The sequence below is a fragment of the Pseudomonas sp. P20 genome (assembly GCF_016463925.1).
In the GTDB taxonomy this organism is placed as follows: domain Bacteria; phylum Pseudomonadota; class Gammaproteobacteria; order Pseudomonadales; family Pseudomonadaceae; genus Pseudomonas; species Pseudomonas aeruginosa.
Genome location: NZ_JAEMVM010000004.1, coordinates 90104 through 109644 on the forward strand (window position 1 = coordinate 90104; position 19541 = coordinate 109644).

At 59.8% G+C, this 19541-nt stretch carries 14 protein-coding genes and 1 pseudogene; 3 read left to right on the forward strand and 12 right to left on the reverse strand.

All coding sequences use genetic code 11. From position 1 onward, the window contains the following. Nucleotides 1–14 precede the first annotated feature (14 nt). The 11 genes and pseudogenes from JHD77_RS32840 to JHD77_RS06650 all read right to left on the reverse strand — a co-directional run bounded on the left by JHD77_RS32840 (nucleotide 15) and on the right by JHD77_RS06650 (nucleotide 15708). Complete coding sequence (locus JHD77_RS32840) at nucleotides 15–1787, reverse strand: glycosyltransferase family 4 protein (protein ID WP_031689928.1); 1773 nt, start codon at nucleotides 1785–1787, stop codon at nucleotides 15–17. Beyond that, entirely contained in the window at nucleotides 1784–2998 is a 1215-nt protein-coding gene (locus JHD77_RS06605; protein ID WP_170869669.1) for a glycosyltransferase family 2 protein, read from the reverse strand. The genes JHD77_RS32840 and JHD77_RS06605 overlap by 4 nt, the downstream gene beginning before the upstream one ends. A 5-nt stretch (nucleotides 2999–3003) precedes the next feature. Beyond that, on the reverse strand, nucleotides 3004–4488 hold the full coding sequence (locus tag JHD77_RS06610) for a glycosyltransferase family 4 protein (protein ID WP_074198317.1): 1485 nt from the start codon (nucleotides 4486–4488) through the stop codon (nucleotides 3004–3006). Between the two features lie 99 nt (nucleotides 4489–4587). After that, nucleotides 4588–5313, reverse strand: a pseudogene (locus JHD77_RS06615) (glycosyltransferase); the annotation flags it as partial. 16 nt (nucleotides 5314–5329) lie between these two features. Then, the gene (locus JHD77_RS06620; protein ID WP_191519462.1) at nucleotides 5330–6886 is read right to left on the reverse strand and encodes a sulfotransferase; all 1557 of its coding nucleotides are present in this window, start codon (nucleotides 6884–6886) and stop codon (nucleotides 5330–5332) included. 146 nt (nucleotides 6887–7032) lie between these two features. Beyond that, nucleotides 7033–8301 (reverse strand): ABC transporter ATP-binding protein, encoded by a 1269-nt coding sequence (locus tag JHD77_RS06625; RefSeq protein ID WP_010895561.1) that lies wholly within the window; start codon nucleotides 8299–8301, stop codon nucleotides 7033–7035. A gap of 19 nt (nucleotides 8302–8320) precedes the next feature. Beyond that, on the reverse strand, nucleotides 8321–9445 hold the full coding sequence (locus JHD77_RS06630; RefSeq protein ID WP_010895560.1) for a glycosyltransferase family 4 protein: 1125 nt from the start codon (nucleotides 9443–9445) through the stop codon (nucleotides 8321–8323). Nucleotides 9446–9468: 23 nt separating this feature from the next. Further along, entirely contained in the window at nucleotides 9469–10482 is a 1014-nt protein-coding gene (galE, locus tag JHD77_RS06635) for a UDP-glucose 4-epimerase GalE (protein ID WP_016263724.1), read from the reverse strand. Nucleotides 10483–10629: 147 nt separating this feature from the next. Continuing rightward, nucleotides 10630–12435 (reverse strand): hypothetical protein, encoded by a 1806-nt coding sequence (locus JHD77_RS06640; protein ID WP_023115444.1) that lies wholly within the window; start codon nucleotides 12433–12435, stop codon nucleotides 10630–10632. A 518-nt stretch (nucleotides 12436–12953) separates the two neighbouring features. After that, nucleotides 12954–15233, reverse strand: a complete 2280-nt coding sequence (locus tag JHD77_RS06645; protein ID WP_023835679.1) for a type II secretion system protein GspD — start codon at nucleotides 15231–15233, stop codon at nucleotides 12954–12956. Beyond that, nucleotides 15217–15708, reverse strand: coding sequence for a hypothetical protein (locus JHD77_RS06650; protein ID WP_031689934.1), 492 nt, complete (start codon nucleotides 15706–15708; stop codon nucleotides 15217–15219). The genes JHD77_RS06645 and JHD77_RS06650 overlap by 17 nt, the downstream gene beginning before the upstream one ends. 509 nt (nucleotides 15709–16217) lie before the next feature. Between JHD77_RS06650 and JHD77_RS06655 the strand changes: the two genes are divergently transcribed. Next, a complete protein-coding gene (locus tag JHD77_RS06655) occupies nucleotides 16218–17072 on the forward strand; it encodes a sulfurtransferase (RefSeq protein ID WP_054375768.1) in 855 nt (284 codons plus the stop codon). A gap of 24 nt (nucleotides 17073–17096) precedes the next feature. Here the strand turns inward: JHD77_RS06655 and JHD77_RS06660 are convergent, their stop codons facing one another. Continuing rightward, entirely contained in the window at nucleotides 17097–17936 is an 840-nt protein-coding gene (locus JHD77_RS06660; RefSeq protein WP_003158261.1) for an alpha/beta hydrolase family protein, read from the reverse strand. Nucleotides 17937–18047: 111 nt separating this feature from the next. On the opposite strand from JHD77_RS06660, the gene JHD77_RS06665 reads away from it, so the two are divergent. Together JHD77_RS06665 and JHD77_RS06670 are read left to right on the forward strand one after the other, a co-directional pair. Beyond that, the gene (locus JHD77_RS06665; RefSeq protein ID WP_003158260.1) at nucleotides 18048–18641 is read left to right on the forward strand and encodes a TetR family transcriptional regulator; all 594 of its coding nucleotides are present in this window, start codon (nucleotides 18048–18050) and stop codon (nucleotides 18639–18641) included. Nucleotides 18642–18862: 221 nt separating this feature from the next. Continuing rightward, nucleotides 18863–19342: a hypothetical protein gene (locus JHD77_RS06670; RefSeq protein WP_003082640.1), complete on the forward strand. Its 480-nt coding sequence runs from the start codon at nucleotides 18863–18865 to the stop codon at nucleotides 19340–19342. Nucleotides 19343–19541 lie beyond the last annotated feature (199 nt).

Genomic DNA, 19541 nt, shown 5'->3' on the forward strand with positions numbered 1-19541 from the left:
ACCTCCCTATTCATTCAGTGCTTCCTGATCTTTTGCCAAAGCGCCTTCGCCCCGAATGTGCGCAAGAAGAACACCCCCTTCGCGCATCGCTCCAGGAATCTTGAAAAACGGCCGTGCTTCTGGATATCCAGCCGGCAGCGCAATCCGTTTGCCAGTCGGTAGGACGCCCATTGCATGGAAAGCCTGGCCGCCCCCAGGGCAGGCACCGGACTATCCGTGCAAACGCCGCATGGAGTCGAAACCGGCACGCGTTCCAGCAACTCCCGCAAACGCCGCTCGAAAAGAGACAAGGTGAATGCTTCGCGGATGCGGCGTGCGGAGTTCTGCCCCATCCGCCTCAGCATTTCCGGTTCGCGCATGAGGCTCTCGAGCCTAGCGGCGTAATCCCTGGCCTCTCGTTCGGCATCGCGCCGCGGAACAAGGAAGCCGCAGTGGGCAGAGACCAGTTCTGCGTGACCGCCGACATCGGCTGCGACTATGGCCATTCCGCACGCCATCGCCTCGTAGAGAACCAGTGCGATACCTTCGCCGGCCGATGGCAGGAAAAATATATCGGAGGCCTGGAACAACTCGCGCAACGCAGCCTCGTCCTGCCAGCCCAGCATCCGTACCCGCCCGGCCAAGCCATGGCGCCGGAGGTCGTTCCGCAGCTCCCCTGCCAGCTCGCCATCGCCCAGTACCAACGCGACGAAACCACTACCACGGCGCGCCAACTCGCCAAGGCTGGCGGCAAACAGCTCCGGTCGCTTCTGCGCGCAGAGCCGCCCCGCATAGGCGATCACTACGCACTGCGGAGCTATTCCCAGGCGCGCCCGGACCTTCGCGCGCGTCAGGCTGTCGGGTTTCCACGAGTCCACATCGGCGAACCAGTGCAACACCTCGACCTTGCTCGCCTCGACGCCACGGTCGAGCAGCCAGTGGCGCAGGTGCCCGGATACGACCCAGTGCCTGTCCAGCAAGGCAGTGCATCGCGCGGCTCTACCCGGATGGCCGCCATCGTCCCAGCCCTCCTCCATATGATTGAGGTCGACCACGGGCAGGCCCGGGTAGCGGGTCCGGACGTACCCCAGCACGTCATAGGCGAATGCAGAGTTGGAAAGCAGCATCAGGTCGGGTTGTCGACTGTCCACCAGATAAGCAAGGAAGCCGCAAGCTTTCTCGACAGCCAGAAAGTCCGGGAGCACCCAGACATCCGCAGTGAGCGCGGTAAAACGATCCCGCCACCTATGCTCGGCCGCCAGGCTGGCGACCACCGTCAGCATCCAGCCCTCCCGGGCCAAGGCTCGAAGCATATCCAGATTGCAACGATCCGCTCCGCCTGGCTCAAGCCAGGGCGCCAGCAGCAACAGGCGCTTTCCCGGTGCCTTAGGCAAGCCCCCCGGCGCCAGCATGGCCGGCGAGCAAGGCTGCCTGCGCCCGTTCAGCCTTGCGCCAATACGGCCCTCGGGCAACGACCTGCGACTGACGAAGAGGTCGCCGCGGCGCGCATCTTCGCGAAGTTCGACCCACGGCAGGGTCGGTCGGGACAGCAGGAACCAGATCGCCTCTTCCAGAGCAGTCGCCCTCAGGGCTGCCGGTGCTCGCGGCAAGTACAGTACCGCCATCCCCTCTACCGGCAGACAGTCACTGTCCACTCCTGGGCAATGAAGCCAGCGCCAGCGTTTCAGCGTCTGCGTCTCGAGAAATGCGGCGATTCGTTCGAGTTCCTCCACGCTGCAATCGCAGGCCGTGAGGATGGACAGCAACGGCACGGCATCGGCGACGGGACCTCGCGAAAGAACCTTCACCACGCCGTCCTGCCCACGGAAAACACCTTGGAGATTCCGCGGGTCCGCCTGAAGTTATCGATGAAAGCCGACCATTGCCGCTCGTGCAGCAGGTCGTCCAGCCAGTAGATGGCGCTCGCCCTCTCCAGCAGCCAGCCCGGGAGTTTTCGGCACCCACCGGCAATGACGAAAACCGTCGAGGACGCTGGCAGCTCATCGAATTGTCGACGCCATGCGTTCCAGTCCTCGGTGAGCGGCGCGTCGGCCACCACGGCTACCGCATCGGATATGACGGCGTTGTATTGGTCGGCGCGGGAGAGGTTGAGCAGAGGAGGATATGCCCAGCAGTCGTAATAGCCTTGCCGCTGCGCTCGAAGAAATGGACTCCCTCGATAGAAGCGAGGATGGCGAGTCCGCATGCGCTTGTAAGAACTCAAGGCATGACGTTTGCCGGTCTCCAGTCTGGAGCCGACCTGGCGGTGATAGAACAACAGGGGTTCCCTGATCAGCCTGCCTCGCACCCCACATCCGACCAGGGCGATCCAGAAATCCCAATCCTCGAACTGTGCCTCCCTGGCTTCGTCGAAACCGCCTACCGCCAGCCAGTTATCGCGATGAAAGATCGCGGAGACACAGAACGGATTGAAGTAACGCAACAGTCCGGGATGAAAGCCGGCGGAACGATGCAGCCGATGCTCCTCTCCCACCACCTGGACCCAGCTGTACGCCAGGCGGACGCCAGAGTTTCCCTCCAGCAAGACCAGGCACTTTTCCAAATAGGTGGACGCCAGCCAGTCATCCGCATCCAGGCAGCAGATATAACGCCCCCTCGCCCGCGCCACACCGGCATTCCGCGCGGCGGATGGCCCACGATTGGGCTGGCGCAGGATCGTCATGCCGGGCTCCTGGAGAGCCTCGAGGAGGCTCAGGGTCGAAGGGTCATCAGAACCATCGTCGACCAGAATGATCTCGAAGTCCTGGAAGCTCTGCCGAGCCAGGCTATCAAGCGCGCGCCTCAAATACCTCCCATGGTTGAAGCAGGGAATGACCACGCTCAGCAGGGGCTTTTGCGGATCCCACGGAGTGGCGTGCCCGGAATCCTGCCGGAGCGCCGAGGCCGAACCGATATCGAGGACAAGATGGACCAGGTGCCTTCCCTTCTCTCCCAGCCACGAACGAAAAGCAGGCGGTAGGGAAAATATCAAGCGCTGCAGAAAATGGGCCGACCTCACGCCCTTCACCTGGACACCGGTTCGGTTTCCATGGAGACCTCTTGCTCAGGCCGCACGCCCCCAGGCAGGTAGCCGGGTATGTTCCTGGCCGCATCCCTGAATGCGGCCCAGCCATGACGTCGCGTCAGCAACTCGCGGGCGCGTTTCACCCGTCTCGCCGTCTCCCCGGGATTGCCCAGCGCACTCCTGATTGCCCTTGCGAACTCGCCGGCATCGGCGTCAGCGCCGACCAGATAGCCCGTTTCGGTATTCAGGAACTCAGCGATACCCCCGACGTCGGGGGCGACTATGGGCAGCCCTGCAGCAGTGGCTTCGAGCAGGATGTTCGGCAAGCCGTCATAGCGAGAGGTATACAGCAACATCGCATATCGCCCCTGCCGAGCCAGGGCCTGGAAGGAGTCGTAACGCCCATGAAGCCTGACATTCGGCAGGCGTCGCAGCTTCCTCTGGGTTTCTCCCCTGCAAGCAGGATCGACCTCGCCGTGGACTTCGAACAGGTATTCGGGAAGCGCCAGGGCAATCTCGTAGAGCAGGTCCGGCCTTTTCTGCGGCGAGATACGGCTGGCCCAAAGAATCGTCGAGCCTGCGGTCGGAATCGCCTCTGCATGGTCGCTGGCGGGAAAGTAGAGCCCATGCATGAGCTCCGGCGGAATGCCGTCCCGCTCGTGAATCTGTTGGAGGAAGGTCCGGTTATCCGAAAGCAGGCCCGCCAGGTGCATCCAGGACCGTGGGAGGAACTCGCTGGCATAGCCGCAGCGAACCGCATTGCCGTCCAGGTCGTCGCAAAAGACGCTGGCGTAAATCCGCTTACCCTCGAACGTCAACGTCTTGCCATGCCGCTCGAGCAGTTCCCAGGCCAGTTGCGAGTTGATGATGTGGATACTCCTGGCAGGACATTGCAGCAAAAGGCGCAGCAGTACCAGGCGCCGGTCCTCCTCGCCGAGCAGATTGCCCAGGCGTCCGAACTCCACCACCCGAACCTCCGCCGGAAGCCGGTTGAGCCAGGGAGACACCACATCCCGCGTGACCACTACCGTCACCTTCACGCCCATCTCGGCGCATAACCGCACATGATGCAGGATTCCCAGGTCAGCGCCACCACGCTGCAAATGCGGGACGAGGAAGACCATATCCGGCGCATATTCGATGAAGTCCGCCAGACATCCCCGGTACAGTTGCGCCGGTCCGTTATCTATCGGGGCCTTCCAGGAAGTGAAAACGCGCAGCTTCGCCGCCGAGGGATACAGGGCAGGCTCGATCCGGGCCAACGCCTTCATTTCGTCGACTATCCATGGCGGCAGCGCCATCGGAGAGGGTGACGGTACGACGACTGCCTCCTTGAGCAACCAGCCCTTCAAACGGTCGCAGACCAGTATGAAGCGTTGTAGTTGGCGCTCGGAGAGCACCCGCCGCAACGATCCAAGAATAGGTGGATAGGCTGTGCGAGCGAAGCTGGCCGCACGAGCTTTCAGTCTGCCGTTCAGGCTCATCAGGAAAGTTCCACTTGGTAGAAGTGCTGGATGCTCGGCTCATCGATGCGGGGCTGCCGCGGCAGGCATGTGCCTCCCCGGCCCCGGAGAAGCCGGATAGTGATCGAAACACCGTCCATCGAAGAATCGTCCGGGGCGAACCACTGCGTTCAGCGCGCCCATGGCGGCCAGCATCGATGCTTCCTTGCGGCGATAGAACAGGCAGGTGCCGCTAGCCAGGGTGTGCTTCCGACCGGACGCAATCACCTCGAGATTCCAATGCCAATCTTCATAACCGAAGCCGGATTTCCCGACTCGGGTCTCCAGGTATGGAAGCTCCTGGAATACGGCTTTCTCGGCTACGGCAACGGAAACCCATGGGTGATGCTTGAAGCAACTTTCCACGGGATAGTCTTCGCTCAGTTGATCTACCGAACGCCCCAGCAAATGGCAGGCTCCATGGCTCACCGTGTACTCGGGATGGACCACGACGCCATTGCCCTTCTCGGATACCACCTGCAGGGCTTCGACCAACCAGTTCGCCGAGCAGTAGTCGTCGCCATCCAACACCCCCACCGTGGACGCATCCGCGCTATCGATCCCGGCGTTCCGGGAAAGCCCGAGATCGCCATGCTCGACCTGAAGGACCTTGTCGCCCTCGCGCAGGATCGGATGCTGCCTGACGATTCGCCGAGTCGTTTGCGAGGCGCGGTCGAGCACCGCCACCAACTGCACGGAAACCCCATGGTGCGACGCAAATTCACGCATGCGTTGAAAACCCAGCAGGCTCCAATGCGCCAGCACGTCTTCCGCATGGAAATTCATGATTAAACTGATATCCGGCATAAGGGTTCTCCCGGTTCTACAAGACGTAGTGGAATCGCTCGGCAACGTCGCAGACTATGTTGGCAACCAGCTCCTGCTCGTCCGGCGCCAGCCCCTTGCTCCACACCGCAGGCTCGTCGAAAGGCAAGGGGCGGTTGTTTCGCAGAGCGGCCAAGGTCGTTTGCGGCGCCTCGACGAAATCCTCGTAGCGCAACAACTGGACGTAATCCCCGGCGTCCTCCAGTTGCAGTGCCAGGTAACGCCACCACAGAGCACGCCGGACAGCTAGGTGGTCGGTATCGGCAATGGCCAGTAGTGCCTTGCGCTGCCATCCCGTGAGGGCCAGGTCATCGGGACATCCGAACGGCTGGCGTTCGACGGCAGCCTGGCGCAGGTGCTCGAAGGTGTTCGCCCAGGAGTTCAGGGTGTCGTAGGGATGACGGATGGTTGCGATCAGCAACGCCGTCGGCATGACCTTGCGAATCAGGGCCAGCCGGGCGATATAGGCAAGCGTGTTCTTCGTTCCCAGGTGAAACGAAGCCCCCCGCACCTCAGCGAAATAGTCGCTGGACTGATCGTTGCCCCTGGCAGTGTCGTCGACCAGGCGGCCATTCACATGCTTGTTCGGCACGGGCCTGCCCGCCAGGATGTCGCGACGTAACTCTGCGTAGTAGCGTGGCAGTCCCCAAGGAAGAGGCGAGAGTTTCAGCGCTTCGAATACCTGAGGAGGTTCATTGAGCACCACGGTGTCGGGCTGCTGGGAGAGCAGACGGCATAGATGGCTGGTTCCGCTCCGGGGAATCCCGGTGATCACCAGGTCCTGTCCGGCCTCGACAGTGCCGGTGGAATCACCTTCCGAAAAAGCCAGCCGAGGTGCAGGAACCAGGATCGCCTTCTTCCAGTTGGCATCCAGCGCAAGCACTTCGCGCAGCTCAGGGAAACGCTTGGCCAGTTCGTCCAGTTCGGCCCATAGCGAACGCTCGCTGACAAGTGTGTCGAGAGAATGGTAGTGGCAGAAGAAGGGTGGTAGGGACGCAGCGGATAGCGGCTTGATATGAAGCGGATAATTGAACCGTTCGCTGAGCGCTCTCGTCTTGTAGTTCAACGCGTGCAGAGCGACGGGTAGCGTCAGCTGGTCCAGCCAGGGCATCTTGTTGGTGATCAGCGGATCCGCATGGACGCGCTCGGCGAGCCTGTACCAGACTTCGGCGAAACGCCTGGCATCACGTACCAGGATAAAGCCAGCGTTATAGTACGCAGGCATCGCTTCCCCGGAACAAGTGGTCACTACCCGATCTCCAGGCAATGCCGATCCCGCATGGGCGTATATGCGTTCCCAGTAATCGTTCTGTTTTGCCACCAATGCCATATCGGCAGGTTTGAGTGCCGCATCGAAACGACAAAGCATGTCAGCTTCGAATGCATCGACACAGATCATGTCACTGTCGAGAAACAACGTATGCCCAACAGCCGGCCCCAGCGCCAACGCCGCGAACTTGTTGCCTATTGGATACGCTGGCCCGAAAGGACTATCCATAGGCAAAAGAGGAATGCCCAAACGCTCATATAAGCGCCGGGATGCATCGCTTGGCACACCCCAGTCAGCCTTTCCCGATGGACATGCGGCAATGATATCCATGGAAAAGCCAAAGCGTTTGCGTAGAGAAGCCGCCAACACGGCAGACTTGATTTCCAGCTCGCCGGCGTGGACGACGAATACCATGGTCAAAGACGATGACTTCATTGGGTAGCCCGGGTCTCGCAGCAGAACGGAACCGGCTCGAATGCTCCATGCAGATTCACCACTGCATCGAAGCACTTGGGCGAATTGAAGACCCTGAATATCGCCGCATTGACCTTTTTATCCATGAGTTCGCAAACGGACTCCGACAAAGAGTTCTCCAGACGAAACGTCAAGGCGTATTCGCCGGCCTGCAAGTCGCAGTCGAAGCTGATGCGTGTTCTCAAGCGCCCGTCAGGCTCGACATTCAGAGCCTTGCCCAGCAATAAATTGTTTATGCCATAGAGGTTGTAACCGCGCTGGTCACGGATAGTCAGGGTGATTTTTGGGTGCTCCGGGACGGGTAGGTCAAATTGCACAAGTACCTCGACCCAGACACGTTCGCCCGAATCGAAGTAATCCCGGGCTTCGTCAAGTACACCCATACGGATGGATAGAAACCTGCCCTGCCCATTTCCATATGCAATTACCGAGTTCCCGTGTTCGCCAGAAGCGATCAGGCTTCCTGAGCGGACTTCCGCCCGCTGTGTCTCTATACTGTCCCGCAGATAGAGTTCCGTGGCTGTTTCACAGTCGCCATCGAATATCACTCTACCTTTGGATAGATAGATCGCTCGACTACAATAACTCTTGATCAACTGTATATCGTGGGAGACCAGCAGGATGGTGATGCCTTTCAGCAGCAGTTCTTCAAGCCGGTTCAGGCATTTGAACTGAAACGCGGCGTCACCTACCGCCAGGGCCTCGTCCACGATCAGCACATCGGCATCGACATATGCCGCAATGGAGAAAGCCAAACGCACGAACATACCGCTCGAATATGTTCTAACCGGACGATCGATGAACTCACCGATATCGGCAAACTGGATTATCTCGTCGAGGCGTTCAGAAATCTCCTGCTCGCCCAATCCAAGAAGCATGGCATTGAAGATTATGTTTTCCCTGCCGGTGTACTCCATGTTGAAACCGGCCCCCAGCTCCAACAATGCCGCTACCCTTTCTGGGCGAACCACCTGCCCACTCGTAGGGCGCAAGGTACCCGCAAGTATCTGCAGCAAGGTGGACTTCCCGGAGCCGTTGCAGCCGATTACTCCAACCACCTCCCCAGGAAAAACCTGGAAACTCACATTCCGCAGAGCCCAGAATTCCGAATAAAATTTCTTTCTCTCACCCCAGATGGCCTGCAACATCCTTTGATGAGGAGCCCTGTAGACTCTAAAACCCTTGCTTATATCTACGGCCGCAAGTACCGGCGCATTACCCTTCATACAACTCACAGCCAGATCCCTACAACGCAGAAAGCATCGTATTGTTTATCCTGAAAACGTCATAACGCTGTTCCGCCAGCGATCTACTGGCTTCTCCCATACGTGCGATGAGCGAAGGCGACTCGATGAACTTCAACATTGCCGCGGCTAAACTCTGCGGACTCTTGATCGGTACCAGAAATCCATTGAAACCATCCAGTACCGTTTCACGACATCCCGTCCAGTCAGTCGTTATCACAGGCTTCCCCAGGGACATGGCCTCCTGACTACTTCTCGGCACACCTTCTCTATAATAGGAGGGCAGCACGAATACACTCGTATTGGCCACCCATGCCTTGATGTCATGCACATGGCCAGGCCACTCCAACAAGCCTTCGGCTACCCACTGGTTCATTTCCTCCCGTGAAACCTTTCCTGGATTACTGTCGACGCCTCCCAAGACCAGAAAACGCGCGAGCGGACTGCGTTTTCTAACGATTCTCGCGGCTTCCACAAAATCATAGATACCTTTCTCCTTGAGAAGACGAGCGACAAACACGAAAGTAATAGGCCGCAACACGGGAGAACTCGCGGCAAAATAATCAAGATCGACGCCTATACCCGGCAATATCAAGGCACGTCCCGTCTTGGCCAGCCGAGGGCTCACAAACAGGTCATAGTCATCCTGATTGAGAAGAAATACACGAGACGAGAACCGAAGGACCAACCTGATCGAACAGGTCACGACATGCCTAAGCAGCTTCCGTAGAAAATGGGTATAGCCTTCTTCCGAATAGATGAAACCGGCGCCTTCGATCATCGAATAGCGTAATCTGACGCCCGTCAAAAAAGCCGCGATACCACCGTAGATAACGGGCTTTATAAAGTAACTGAACACGGCATCGATCTTCAGCGCCCGCAGCTTGCAGATCAGGCTCAGGAGCGCGTGCAACTCCTGAAAGGGATTCATGCCCGCACGTTTCAAGCTGTAGGAAACCGGAATTGCTCCAAGCTCCGAAACTTGACGGCTTGTCACCTCGTCATAGTCTGGAGCGAAAGCGTAGACCTTCGCTCCTCGACGTACGACCTCACGAATGAAATCGCCACGAAAATTGTAGATTGAAAAAGCCTGATTGGAGATCAGCGCAAGGTTGCTAAAAGGCAACCCATCGACAACAGCGGCGTGATTCATGAATACCCACTCGGATTGGAAACCTGCCAGCGCCAGGCATCCGCAATCATGCATTCGAGGCCCAGCCCCGCCTTCCAGCCCAACTCTCGCTCCGCCTTGGAAACATCCGCCCAGCACTCGGCCACATCACCTGGGCGGCGACCGGACACCGTAAAGGGAATGCGCCTGCCAGAGACTCGCTCGAAAGCTTCGATGATCTGCAAGACCGAATAGCCGGTGCCCGTCCCAAGATTCCAAACGTGGTAGCCGTGCCCCTGCCGCAGGTACTCGAGCGCCCTGGTATGTCCTGCTGCCAGGTCGCAAACATGGATGTAGTCCCGGACTCCCGTCCCGTCGATAGTCGGATAGTCGCCGCCATGTACCGTCAACCGACTCAAACGTCCGACTGCAACCTGGGCGATATAGGGCAGCAGATTGTTTGGGGTACCGCATGGGTCCTCACCGATGAGGCCGCTTTCATGAGCACCGATGGGGTTGAAGTATCTGAGCACCGCGATGGACCAACGCGCATCGGAGCGAGCCAGGTCATCGAGCATGTGCTCGGCAGTCAGTTTTGTCCGGCCATAGGGACTGGCCACGCCTCCCACTTTCGAACTCTCGGATATAGGCAAGGTGCCAGGCATCTGATAGATCGTTGCGGAAGAACTGAAGACAATCTTGAATACCCCGACCCTCTGCATGGCGCGTAGCAGCGAAATAGTTCCCTGAACGTTGCTCTCGTAATACTCCAGCGGGTCATCAACGCTTTCTCCAACAGCTTTCAACCCCGCCAGATGAATGACCGCATCAACCTTCTCATCGATCAGCAGGCGCTCAACAAGAAGACTGTCTCTAATATCTCCCAGTACGAAGCCAACCGGATGCCCGGTTATTCTTTCCACTCGCTTTAGAGATTCCGAAGAACCGTTGACAAGATTATCCAGAACCACAACCTTGGCGCCTTGGCCTAAGAGTTCGACCAACACATGAGAGCCAATGAATCCTGCACCTCCTGTGACCAATACGCGCATCTCGCCTCACCTTGATACGTACAGAGCTGGGTTTTCAGGGGTAAGAACTCCCATCGAGCCCGTCTGTAACGCACTCTCTTTCTACTTACCCAGTGGAAAAGGAGGCGATCGAGGAGATCGCCTCCTTTGGCCTGCAGCTAAAGCGACTTAGTTGCGGTTGTTACCAGCCTTGTGGTTCTCCGAGGTGGACGAGCCATCTTCGTTGAAGTTGCCTTGGGTGGTGGAGGTCATGTTGGTGATGGTGCCATTGGCAGAGCGGATCAGGCCGAGCGCCTCGCAAGTTGGGAACTCGCCTTCCAGGACCAGACGTGCGCGACCGTTGGCACCGTTCCAGTTGGTGCCGTCGATACCGAAGGCCTTGGCTACTTCGGTTACGGTGTACACACCGGTTTCGTGCGCTTTCAGGGCGGTCTTCCCGCTCGAGTCGGTCAGGTAGGTGCTGCCAGTCGCCGGATAACGCTTACCGTTCTGGTCGAACAGTACCCCGCGCACCTTGCCGTCCCGACCATCGTCGCTGGTGTTGGTCAGACGAATGAAGAACTGGTCGGAAACATTGGAGCCAGGCAGATTGAATAGACTGGCGACGCAACTGTTCTTCCAGAACTCGTCGAGACGGTTGCCTGCAATGGTACGGTCGACATAGCGTACGTTCTCGAAGTCGACCTTCAGATCACCCACGTCGAAACGTTGCAGCGCCTGCATCGGCACGGTGCCGGAAGCCTTCACGCAGACGTTGTAGGTCTGGTTGATATTCGAGTTGTCGAACGATACCGGCAAAGTACCGTTGCCCTGCGCATCCACTACACCTTCGATGGCGGCAGAATTCCAGAGCTTGGCGGCAGACCCCGGATTGGCGGCAAAGGCGGAGCAGTTCCCGGTGGTCAGGCCGATGTCGCTGATCCCGTTGAAGTTACCCGACAGGGTGCTGGTCACCTTGTCGCCACCGGCGAAACCAAACACGGTTCGACCCGCTTCGTTGAGCACATCCGTATTGATGCCGAGCCGTACGGCGCCCAGACGCGCATAGTTGGCACCATAATAATCGGTGTTATCGCCACCGACGGACACCGTGGTATCGAAGGAGCGATCCTGATTGTTCAGGTTCAACGGATGCAGGACGCGATTCTGCCCATACTGGTTGGTGTTGAGAACGTCCCAGTAAACCGCGGGCAGCGAAGTGAAAATGGTCAGGGGCGGTGCAGAATCGTTATTCGCAGGGTTGCCGGCATCGGCGCCAGTGGTGGTATCGAACTGGGCGGAAACCGTGACCTGGAAACGCAATTCGTTCAGCGGGTCGTTCTGCAGGCTCACTTTCGGATTCCAGCTTCCAGCCACGAAGGTGGCATCGCCCTGAAGCGGAGCGCGCATGTTGGTGACCTTGGCAGGCTGGCTGTCCTGGCTGCTCGGCTCGCGGAAGTTGAAGAACACCACGTTGCCGCCGGTCGCGGTCTGCTTGATCATGTCGGCACCCACCTGGTCGAGGCGCAGCTCAAGCGTGTTGTCAGTGGCGCCAGTGCCGCTGGTGATGACGAAGCCGCTACCCGCCGCCAGGGCGCCGATCTTGATCTGGTTGGCGGTCACGGCCTTGGCGAAGCGCACGACGGTACGACCAAGGGTCAGCTTGATGGTGTGGCCCGCAGCGGCATTTCCAGCCTTCACTGGATCGATGGTGTAGGTAACGCTGGGTAGGTCAAAGGTAGTTTCTTCGGACTTGTTGCCGAAAATCTCCTGAGCCAGGGTGATGTTGGCCGCCTTGCTGTCGAGGTTGGCACCATTTTCCACACTCTTGCCGACGACATAGTTGGCCTGTCCTGGTCCGTACTGCTCGGTTGCACCAGGCGAGTTCGCCTCCAGAGTGGGGCTTGTGGCAATAGCAACCACTCCGGCAGCGTTCGCGACTCCAGCAAACAGTGCCGAAGCTACAGCGGCGCTGAGTAGTGTTCTTTTGAGCATGAGAAAATAACTCCTTGAAGCGTTTATATTGAGCATTCCAGTCAAGTGTCCATCTTTGGACGACACGCTAATGATCATGTATCGGTAATCAACCAACACATCGACAGGCCTGACACCATGAATACTTCCAATCATTCCGGTGACACCGATCGAATTGACGCCCAGCCACTACATGAAGTGGCCACACAGGCACCAACGGATGGCTTTATATAATTGCCAAAGCACCTCAGCAATAGCAAAAAGTGCGTTTTCACCTCTTCCCATTTAATAAATGAATTTTCCTACGGAAGAAGGTAAAAATAAAAACTGTAAAATAGAGAAAATTCTTAAGAATATCCAAGCGATCACGAACAAACGTTTCTAAAAACCGGGTCACACCCAGAAGTAAAAGGCTACTTCTGAGCATTTAGAAAGAAGATTCGCAATAGATTTTTATGGATGGATACGGCCCGGAAAGTTCCAGGCCTATCGGGAAGCACGACGAGAGTCGTCTAGATGAGTGTTGCAGGCGACCGACCTCATTCCATACGGCAGGCGCCCGGTCTATCGGAGCAGGCCAGTGTCTTGCTCAGCATGGCGTGCAGCTTTTCCGTCACTTCCCTGGCATCGGCATCACTTTCCAGCACGTAAGGCTGGATCAACATGATGACTTCTTCACGGGTCTTCACGGCTTTCTGGCGTCCGAAGAGGAAACCAATCCCGGGAATGTCCTTCAGGAGAGGCACGCCAGCGTTGGAGTCCGTTATGTTGTCCCGAATCAGCCCCCCCATCAGCACCGACCCACCGCTTTTCAACGTAAGCGATGTTTCCAGCGACGTCCTGGAAATCTCCGGAGCGCTGATTCCTCCACCACTGGCCTTGCCACCGCCGCCGGAAGAACCGCCACTGTCGCTCAACTCCTGGCTGACCGTAAGATCGACCCGACTATCCGAGTAGACTACGGGGGCGACATTCAGAATTGTGCCGGTAGAGCGGTAGGCAATTTCATTGCGCAGGTTGGTGCTTCCAGCAGTGGTGCTGTCGTCATTGACCTGGGCCGTTGGGATAGGAATATCCCGACCGACATTGATGTTGGCCTGCTCGCCGCTCTTGACCAAGATACGGGGAGTGGCGAGTACCCGGACTCGTTGATTGTCCGCCATTGCCTGGATGGCTGCGGTATTGCCTCCGGCGGTGTTGATGACGTAGTTGAAACCTCCTTTCCCGGCGCTGCCCTTGCTTCCGGTCGAGGTCGCGCTATTGAAGCTGCCGTTGAGCATCTCCCACTCCACGCCCAACTCCTGGGTGTCGCTGAGACTTACGCTGGCCACCGTCACCTCGATCAATACCTGGCGGGCCGGCTTGTCCATTTCCCGGAGCAAGCCCTGCATCTGCTGCCAGGTACGCGCCGCTCCTCGGAACAAGATGGCGTTTCGATTCTCGTCCTCCACTATGGTGCCGCTGCCGCTGATACCGGCCGCCAAGCCACCGAGCAAACCGTTAGCACCGTCGCCCCCCACCAACGCGGCGGCACCTGCGGCTTGCAGCAAGGGAGCCACCGCCGGTGCCGCACCATCGTCTCCGGCGCGCCTGCCACCGCCAGATCGCTTGGAAGCGCTGCTTTGCAGTCCGGAGGTGATCCCGTAGGCACCCTCCCCGGCGAACCCCGATACCAATGCCCGCAACGACTTGGCCAGTTCGGTGACACGGGTATTGCGAGCTTCGTAGAAGAACAGTCCTTCCTTCTCCTCGCCGATACCTGCGGCAACCGCCATCGGAGCCCTGTCGACCTGCTGCGCCCACTCGCGCACCAAGTCGAGAAGTTGGCCATCGTTGGCGAAGACGATGAGGCCATTGGAACTTTCCAGCGGTACCAGCATTATGCTGCCGACCGCTTCGCCGATACCGACGCTGTATCCTTGCGCCGCAATCACGGTCTTGAGTTGACTGGCCATGTCGGCAGCACTGACGAAGGCCGGATCGATACGCAGGCTGTGACGTCCACGCATGAAAGGTTGATCGAGAAGGCGGACGGCTTCGGTGGCCTGGTTGACGATGGAAGACATGCCCTTGAGCATCAAGCCACTCCGCGCACCATCGGCCATCACGCTCAGGCCGGATTTTTCGTAGGCGCTGTTCAACCAGGGAATCACATCCTTGGGGTCGACGCTGTGCAACGCCACGAATTGAAATACCGGCCGATAGGCAATCGGCACGCTAGGCCGTGCTTCGCCACTGATGAGAATGGGCGGCTCGTCCGGGCTGAGCCCTACCTGCTTGATCTGGAAGCGATAGATATCGCCTTGGTGGAGTATCTCCACGCCGTAGTTGACGAGCACCTGGCGCGCGACTTCGTAAACCATCTGTGCAGTCTGCGGCTGTTCCAAACGAACGGTCACGCGATCAGTCTTTTCCTTCAGAGCGCTTTCGATCTCAAACGGCAAACCGAGGATGTTGCCGAATACCTCGTTGATGAATGCGGCAAGCTGTACGTCCTCCACGTTCAGACTGATGTCAGCCTTCTTGTCGTCGAGGATCACCTTGTCCATTCGATCGACTACACCGCCTACGATCGACCGAGGCGATGTGGGCGTGCCACTGAACTCCGTCTTCGGAACAGCCAACGATGCCGGAGCTTTCTTTCCGTCGTCGCTCACCAGGGCTACGCCCTCGGTTGCCTTGGCTTTTTCCGACTTCGCGAGCAATGGTTCGGGAAACTGCAATGGGGAAGTACTGCAACCTGCCAATAGGGCCAGACAGACGACAACGGACAACGGGTGGCGCAAGAAGGCAAAGCTCGGCCTATGGCAAGGGTGCATACAGTTTCCTTTCAAAACCCTGGGTGTTCCCGTCCTGCGAGAACGAGAAGCGGATTCCTTGTTCAGTGATGCTCTCCAGACGCTCGCCGCCAGGCAGAGTGGCGCCCGCCGCAAAACGCCGCAGAGGCCCCTCGGCGCTTTTGGCAACAAGGGCGAAGATGCCGCCCTCATCGCGGACAATGCCGCGTAGCAGCCAATCGACCTTGATTAGCGCCACTCCATCCACGCCCACCGAAACCCGCTTCGATTCAGCTTCGCGCTCCTCGTCCACGGTTCTCCCCCACCACGACATTCCAGCCAACTTGCCGGCAACCATCGTATCAACCGCAACGGACGGAACTTCCGCCAGAACCCACTTCCGGTCTTCAGGAGTGGGCAAGGCGGAAAGATCGGCACTCGGAGCAAAGACAAGTCCGGCAAAGATGGAAGCGACGAGAAGCAGAAGATTCCAGCGAGCAAAGGCATGAGGCGTCATTGGGTTTGCAAATGGCAGGGTGGAAAGCGATGAGTTGAAGATGCGGGAAGTGTGGCATTTATAGAAAATTGAAAATCCTGAGTTAGAAGTAAGAAAACTCCCAACTTACAAGTCGTAAAACCCAACCATTTCGAGGACTCCATCGCCAGGCATGCAAGGTCCCAACCATTACGGCAGGCGGCCCGGGATGGATAGGCAAGCGGTGCGGTCGGGACAGAGGCGAAAAAAAGCCCGGCGCAAGCGTCGGGCCAAGCCAATCGGACAAGCGTCCCGAGGGATAGAACACAGGAGCGGGTATCTCGGAACGAGCCGATTCTGCATGTCTGGACAAATCCCCCGCTGCCGGGCGAGGCTGATGACCGAGTAGGAATCTTCCTCGCCTGGAGCCAGCCCTTTCCTTTCGCCATTTCTCCACCTCGCCGCGCGACGCCGGGATGACGCGACGCGGTCCAAGGGGCATGATCCACCCATTCGCCACCGGCTTTGCTTCCCGACCCAAGGAGTCCGCGATGTCGTCCGCCCAACTGCTAACCGCGCAACAACTGGCCGCCCGCCTCAGCGAACCCGACCTGCTGGTCCTCGACTGCCGTTTCGCCCTCGAAGACCCGTCCTACGGTGCCCGCGTCTATCAGGAGAACCACATTCCCGGCGCGCATTTCGCCGACCTCGAACGGGATCTTTCCGCTCCCGTGCGCAAGGGCGTGACCGGTCGCCATCCGCTGCCGGATCCCGCCGAGCTAGCGCTCAAGCTACAAGCCTGGGGCCTGCGCCAGGATAGCCAGGTGGTGCTCTACGACGACGGCCCCGGCGCATTCGCCGCCCGCGCCTGGTGGCTGTTGCATTGGCTGGGCAAGCGCGATGGGGTCTACCTCCTCGATGGCGGCCTGGCGGCCTGGAAGGCTGCGGGACTGGCACTGACCAATGGCGAAAGCAACCTTCGACCCGGCGATTTCCAGGGCCAGCCCGATGCCTCGCTGCTGATCGACGCCGCCACCCTCCAGGCCCAACTGGGCCAACCCGGACTGGCGCTGCTCGATGCTCGCGCGCAGCCGCGCTTCCGTGGCGAAGTCGAGCCCATAGATCCGGTCGCCGGGCACATTCCCGGTGCCCAGTGCGCCGCCTTCACCGACAACCTTGGCAGCGACGGCCGCTTCCTTCCGCCGGAACAATTGCACCAGCGGTTCTCCGCCCTGTTGCGCGGTCGCCCGGTGGACGAGCTGGTCGCCTACTGCGGCTCCGGCGTCACCGCCTGCCACAACCTGTTCGCCCTGAGCCTCGCCGGCTTCCCGCTTCCGCGCCTCTACGCCGGCTCGTGGAGCGAGTGGATCACCGACCCGGGCCGCCCGGTCGCCACCGGCGACTGACGACGCCATACGCTCGGACGCGGCTTACGCCGCGTCGGGCAGCTTCCTGAAGTAGTCGAGCAACTCCTTCTGCAACGCCTCGTTGCGGAACAGCCCGAAATGCCCGACCGCCCCCTCGGCCCGTCCCTTGCGACGCAACTCCAGGTGCGCCGCGGCATAGACCTGGTGAAGCTTTTCCGCCGCAGCCCACGGCACGTAGTCGTCGTCCTCGAACAGGAAGCTGGCGACGGGGATGTCCAGCGCCTCGTAACCCTGCCGCTGCAATCCGAAGCGCGGTGCCAGGAGGTAGTCCGGCTGCCGCACCCAGCGCGCCCAGTCGCGCATGAAATGACTCGGCATATCCAGGCTGCCGAGGCCGAAGAAACGACTGGGAAAGCGTCGGAGCAGTCCGGTCAGTAGCGGCACCGCCACGCAGAACAGGCCGAACATCTGCCAGCGTTGCCTGCCTCGCCAGCGCCTCCAGTACGGAAACGAACCGGCGACGAACGCGGCGCCGCTCAATCCGCTGGCCTGACCAGCCAGACCGAGCAACTGCGCGCCGATGCTGTGGCCGACGAAATAGCGCGGTAGCTCCGGCGCGCGCGCTCGGCACCAGGCCAGCGCCGCATCGATGTCCTCGCGTCCCCAGTCGGCCAGGCGATAGCTAGCCACGGCAGGGTCGTCGCCTTCGCTGCCGCGGTAGCTGAACAACAGCACCTCATAGCCGGAAGCCACGGCCAGGACGGCGAAGCGCTGGTAGAAGGCGCGCCTGACGCCGAGCGCGCAGGCCACCACGATGCTCCCCTGCGCATCGCCGACGGCCGGGAAGTGGTCGCCGGCCAGGCGCACACCGTCACGGCAGGCGATCTCCACTGCGGTACTCATTCGCTCCCTCCTTTGCCGTGCGGGTTCGAGCAGCCGGGACGGACGCAATGCTCGACGGATCGCCAGGCGTGCTAGCATGAACATACCGACGGTATGTAAGAAGGCAGCAGTATGAATGTCAAGAGCAGGCAGCAGGAAAATGCCGAGGCGACCCGCGAGGCGCTGCTGGAAAGCGCCCTCTCCGCCTTCATCGAACATGGCTATGGCGGCGTCTCCATCGACGCCATCGCCCGCGAGGCGCGCGTGACCAAGGGCGCGTTCTACCACCACTTCGGCAGCAAGCAGGAACTGCTCGCCGAATGCTACGAACGCCAGGTACGGACGATCGCCGAGGACCTGGACAGGGTGCCGGCGCATGTCGACAAGTGGGCGGAGGCCGCCGCACTGGCCGAGGCCTTCATCGACAGCGTGATGGCGCGCGGCAAGCGGCAACTGTCGCTGCAGGAGGTGATCACGGTCGTCGGCTGGGAGCGATGGAAACGCATCGACTCGCGCCACACGCTGCGCTACGTCGGGCGCCTGGTGGACGAACTGGCGGCCAGTGGCGAACTCAAGGACTACCGCCGGGAAACCCTGGTCGGCCAGCTCTACGGCTTCCTTACCCAGGCCGCGATGAGTCTTCGCGATGCACGCAGCAAGCGGCAAGCGGCCAATGAAGTGAAAGCCATCATCCGCGACTTCCTCTACAGCCTGCGCAGGGGCTGAGAATGCCGCCCAGCACAAGCGAAGCAAGGACGCGCCGGTTTAATTTCCAGCGGGCATATCAGCTGTTCTCTAAAGCTGGAAACAATTTAAAAACAGTCCTTTACAGCTGACTTGTTTCACTACACTTCAAATCAAGCGGCTAAGTCCGCTATCGGCGGGGCCATCGGAATAGAAGCTGCCAAACTGCCCGGCCCCGCCGATCCACCTTGCGCGAGGCCGTCATGGGTATTTCCGCCAACGATCTTTGCCAGCACGTGATACGCCCGACCCTGGACTACCTGTCCTGCCACAGCCCCGCCGCCGAAGCGCTGCTGCTGGGCGCGGCGGCCTGCCAGTCGGCGCTGGGGAGCGCCCTCGACGACCGCCGTGGCCACGGCCTGTACCGGATCGCCAGCGAACGCCACCAGCAGCTCTGGGACCAGTACCTGGCGCTGGACCCGGAGCGCGCCAGCCGGGTCCGCGGCCTGGCCAGCCAGCATGCCTTCCTCGCCGCGCCGCACCTGGAACTGACGGTGAACCTGCGCTACAGCACGGCCATCGCCTGGTCGCTGGTGGAAGCCGCGCGACTGCCACTGCCCGACCAGCACGACCACCTCGCCCAGGCTCGCGTGTGGCGCCAGGTATTCCAGCCGCACGGTCGCCTGCACGAGTTCATCGACGCCTGGCAACGCTGCATCGGCAGCCTCAGCCAGGTCGCCTGACGGCGAATGGAAAAATCCCGCGTCCGAAACAGACCAACCGGTCAGAAAATTTTTTACATACAGACACGAACGGTTGCGCTACCTTCGCTTCACTGGCACCGGAGCCAACCGCTCTGTTCCGCACCCTGCGGAACTTCGGAACACTGGCGCCGGTCTGGGAATCTTGGTAGTTTGCGCGCCGTTATACACAGGAGTTGCT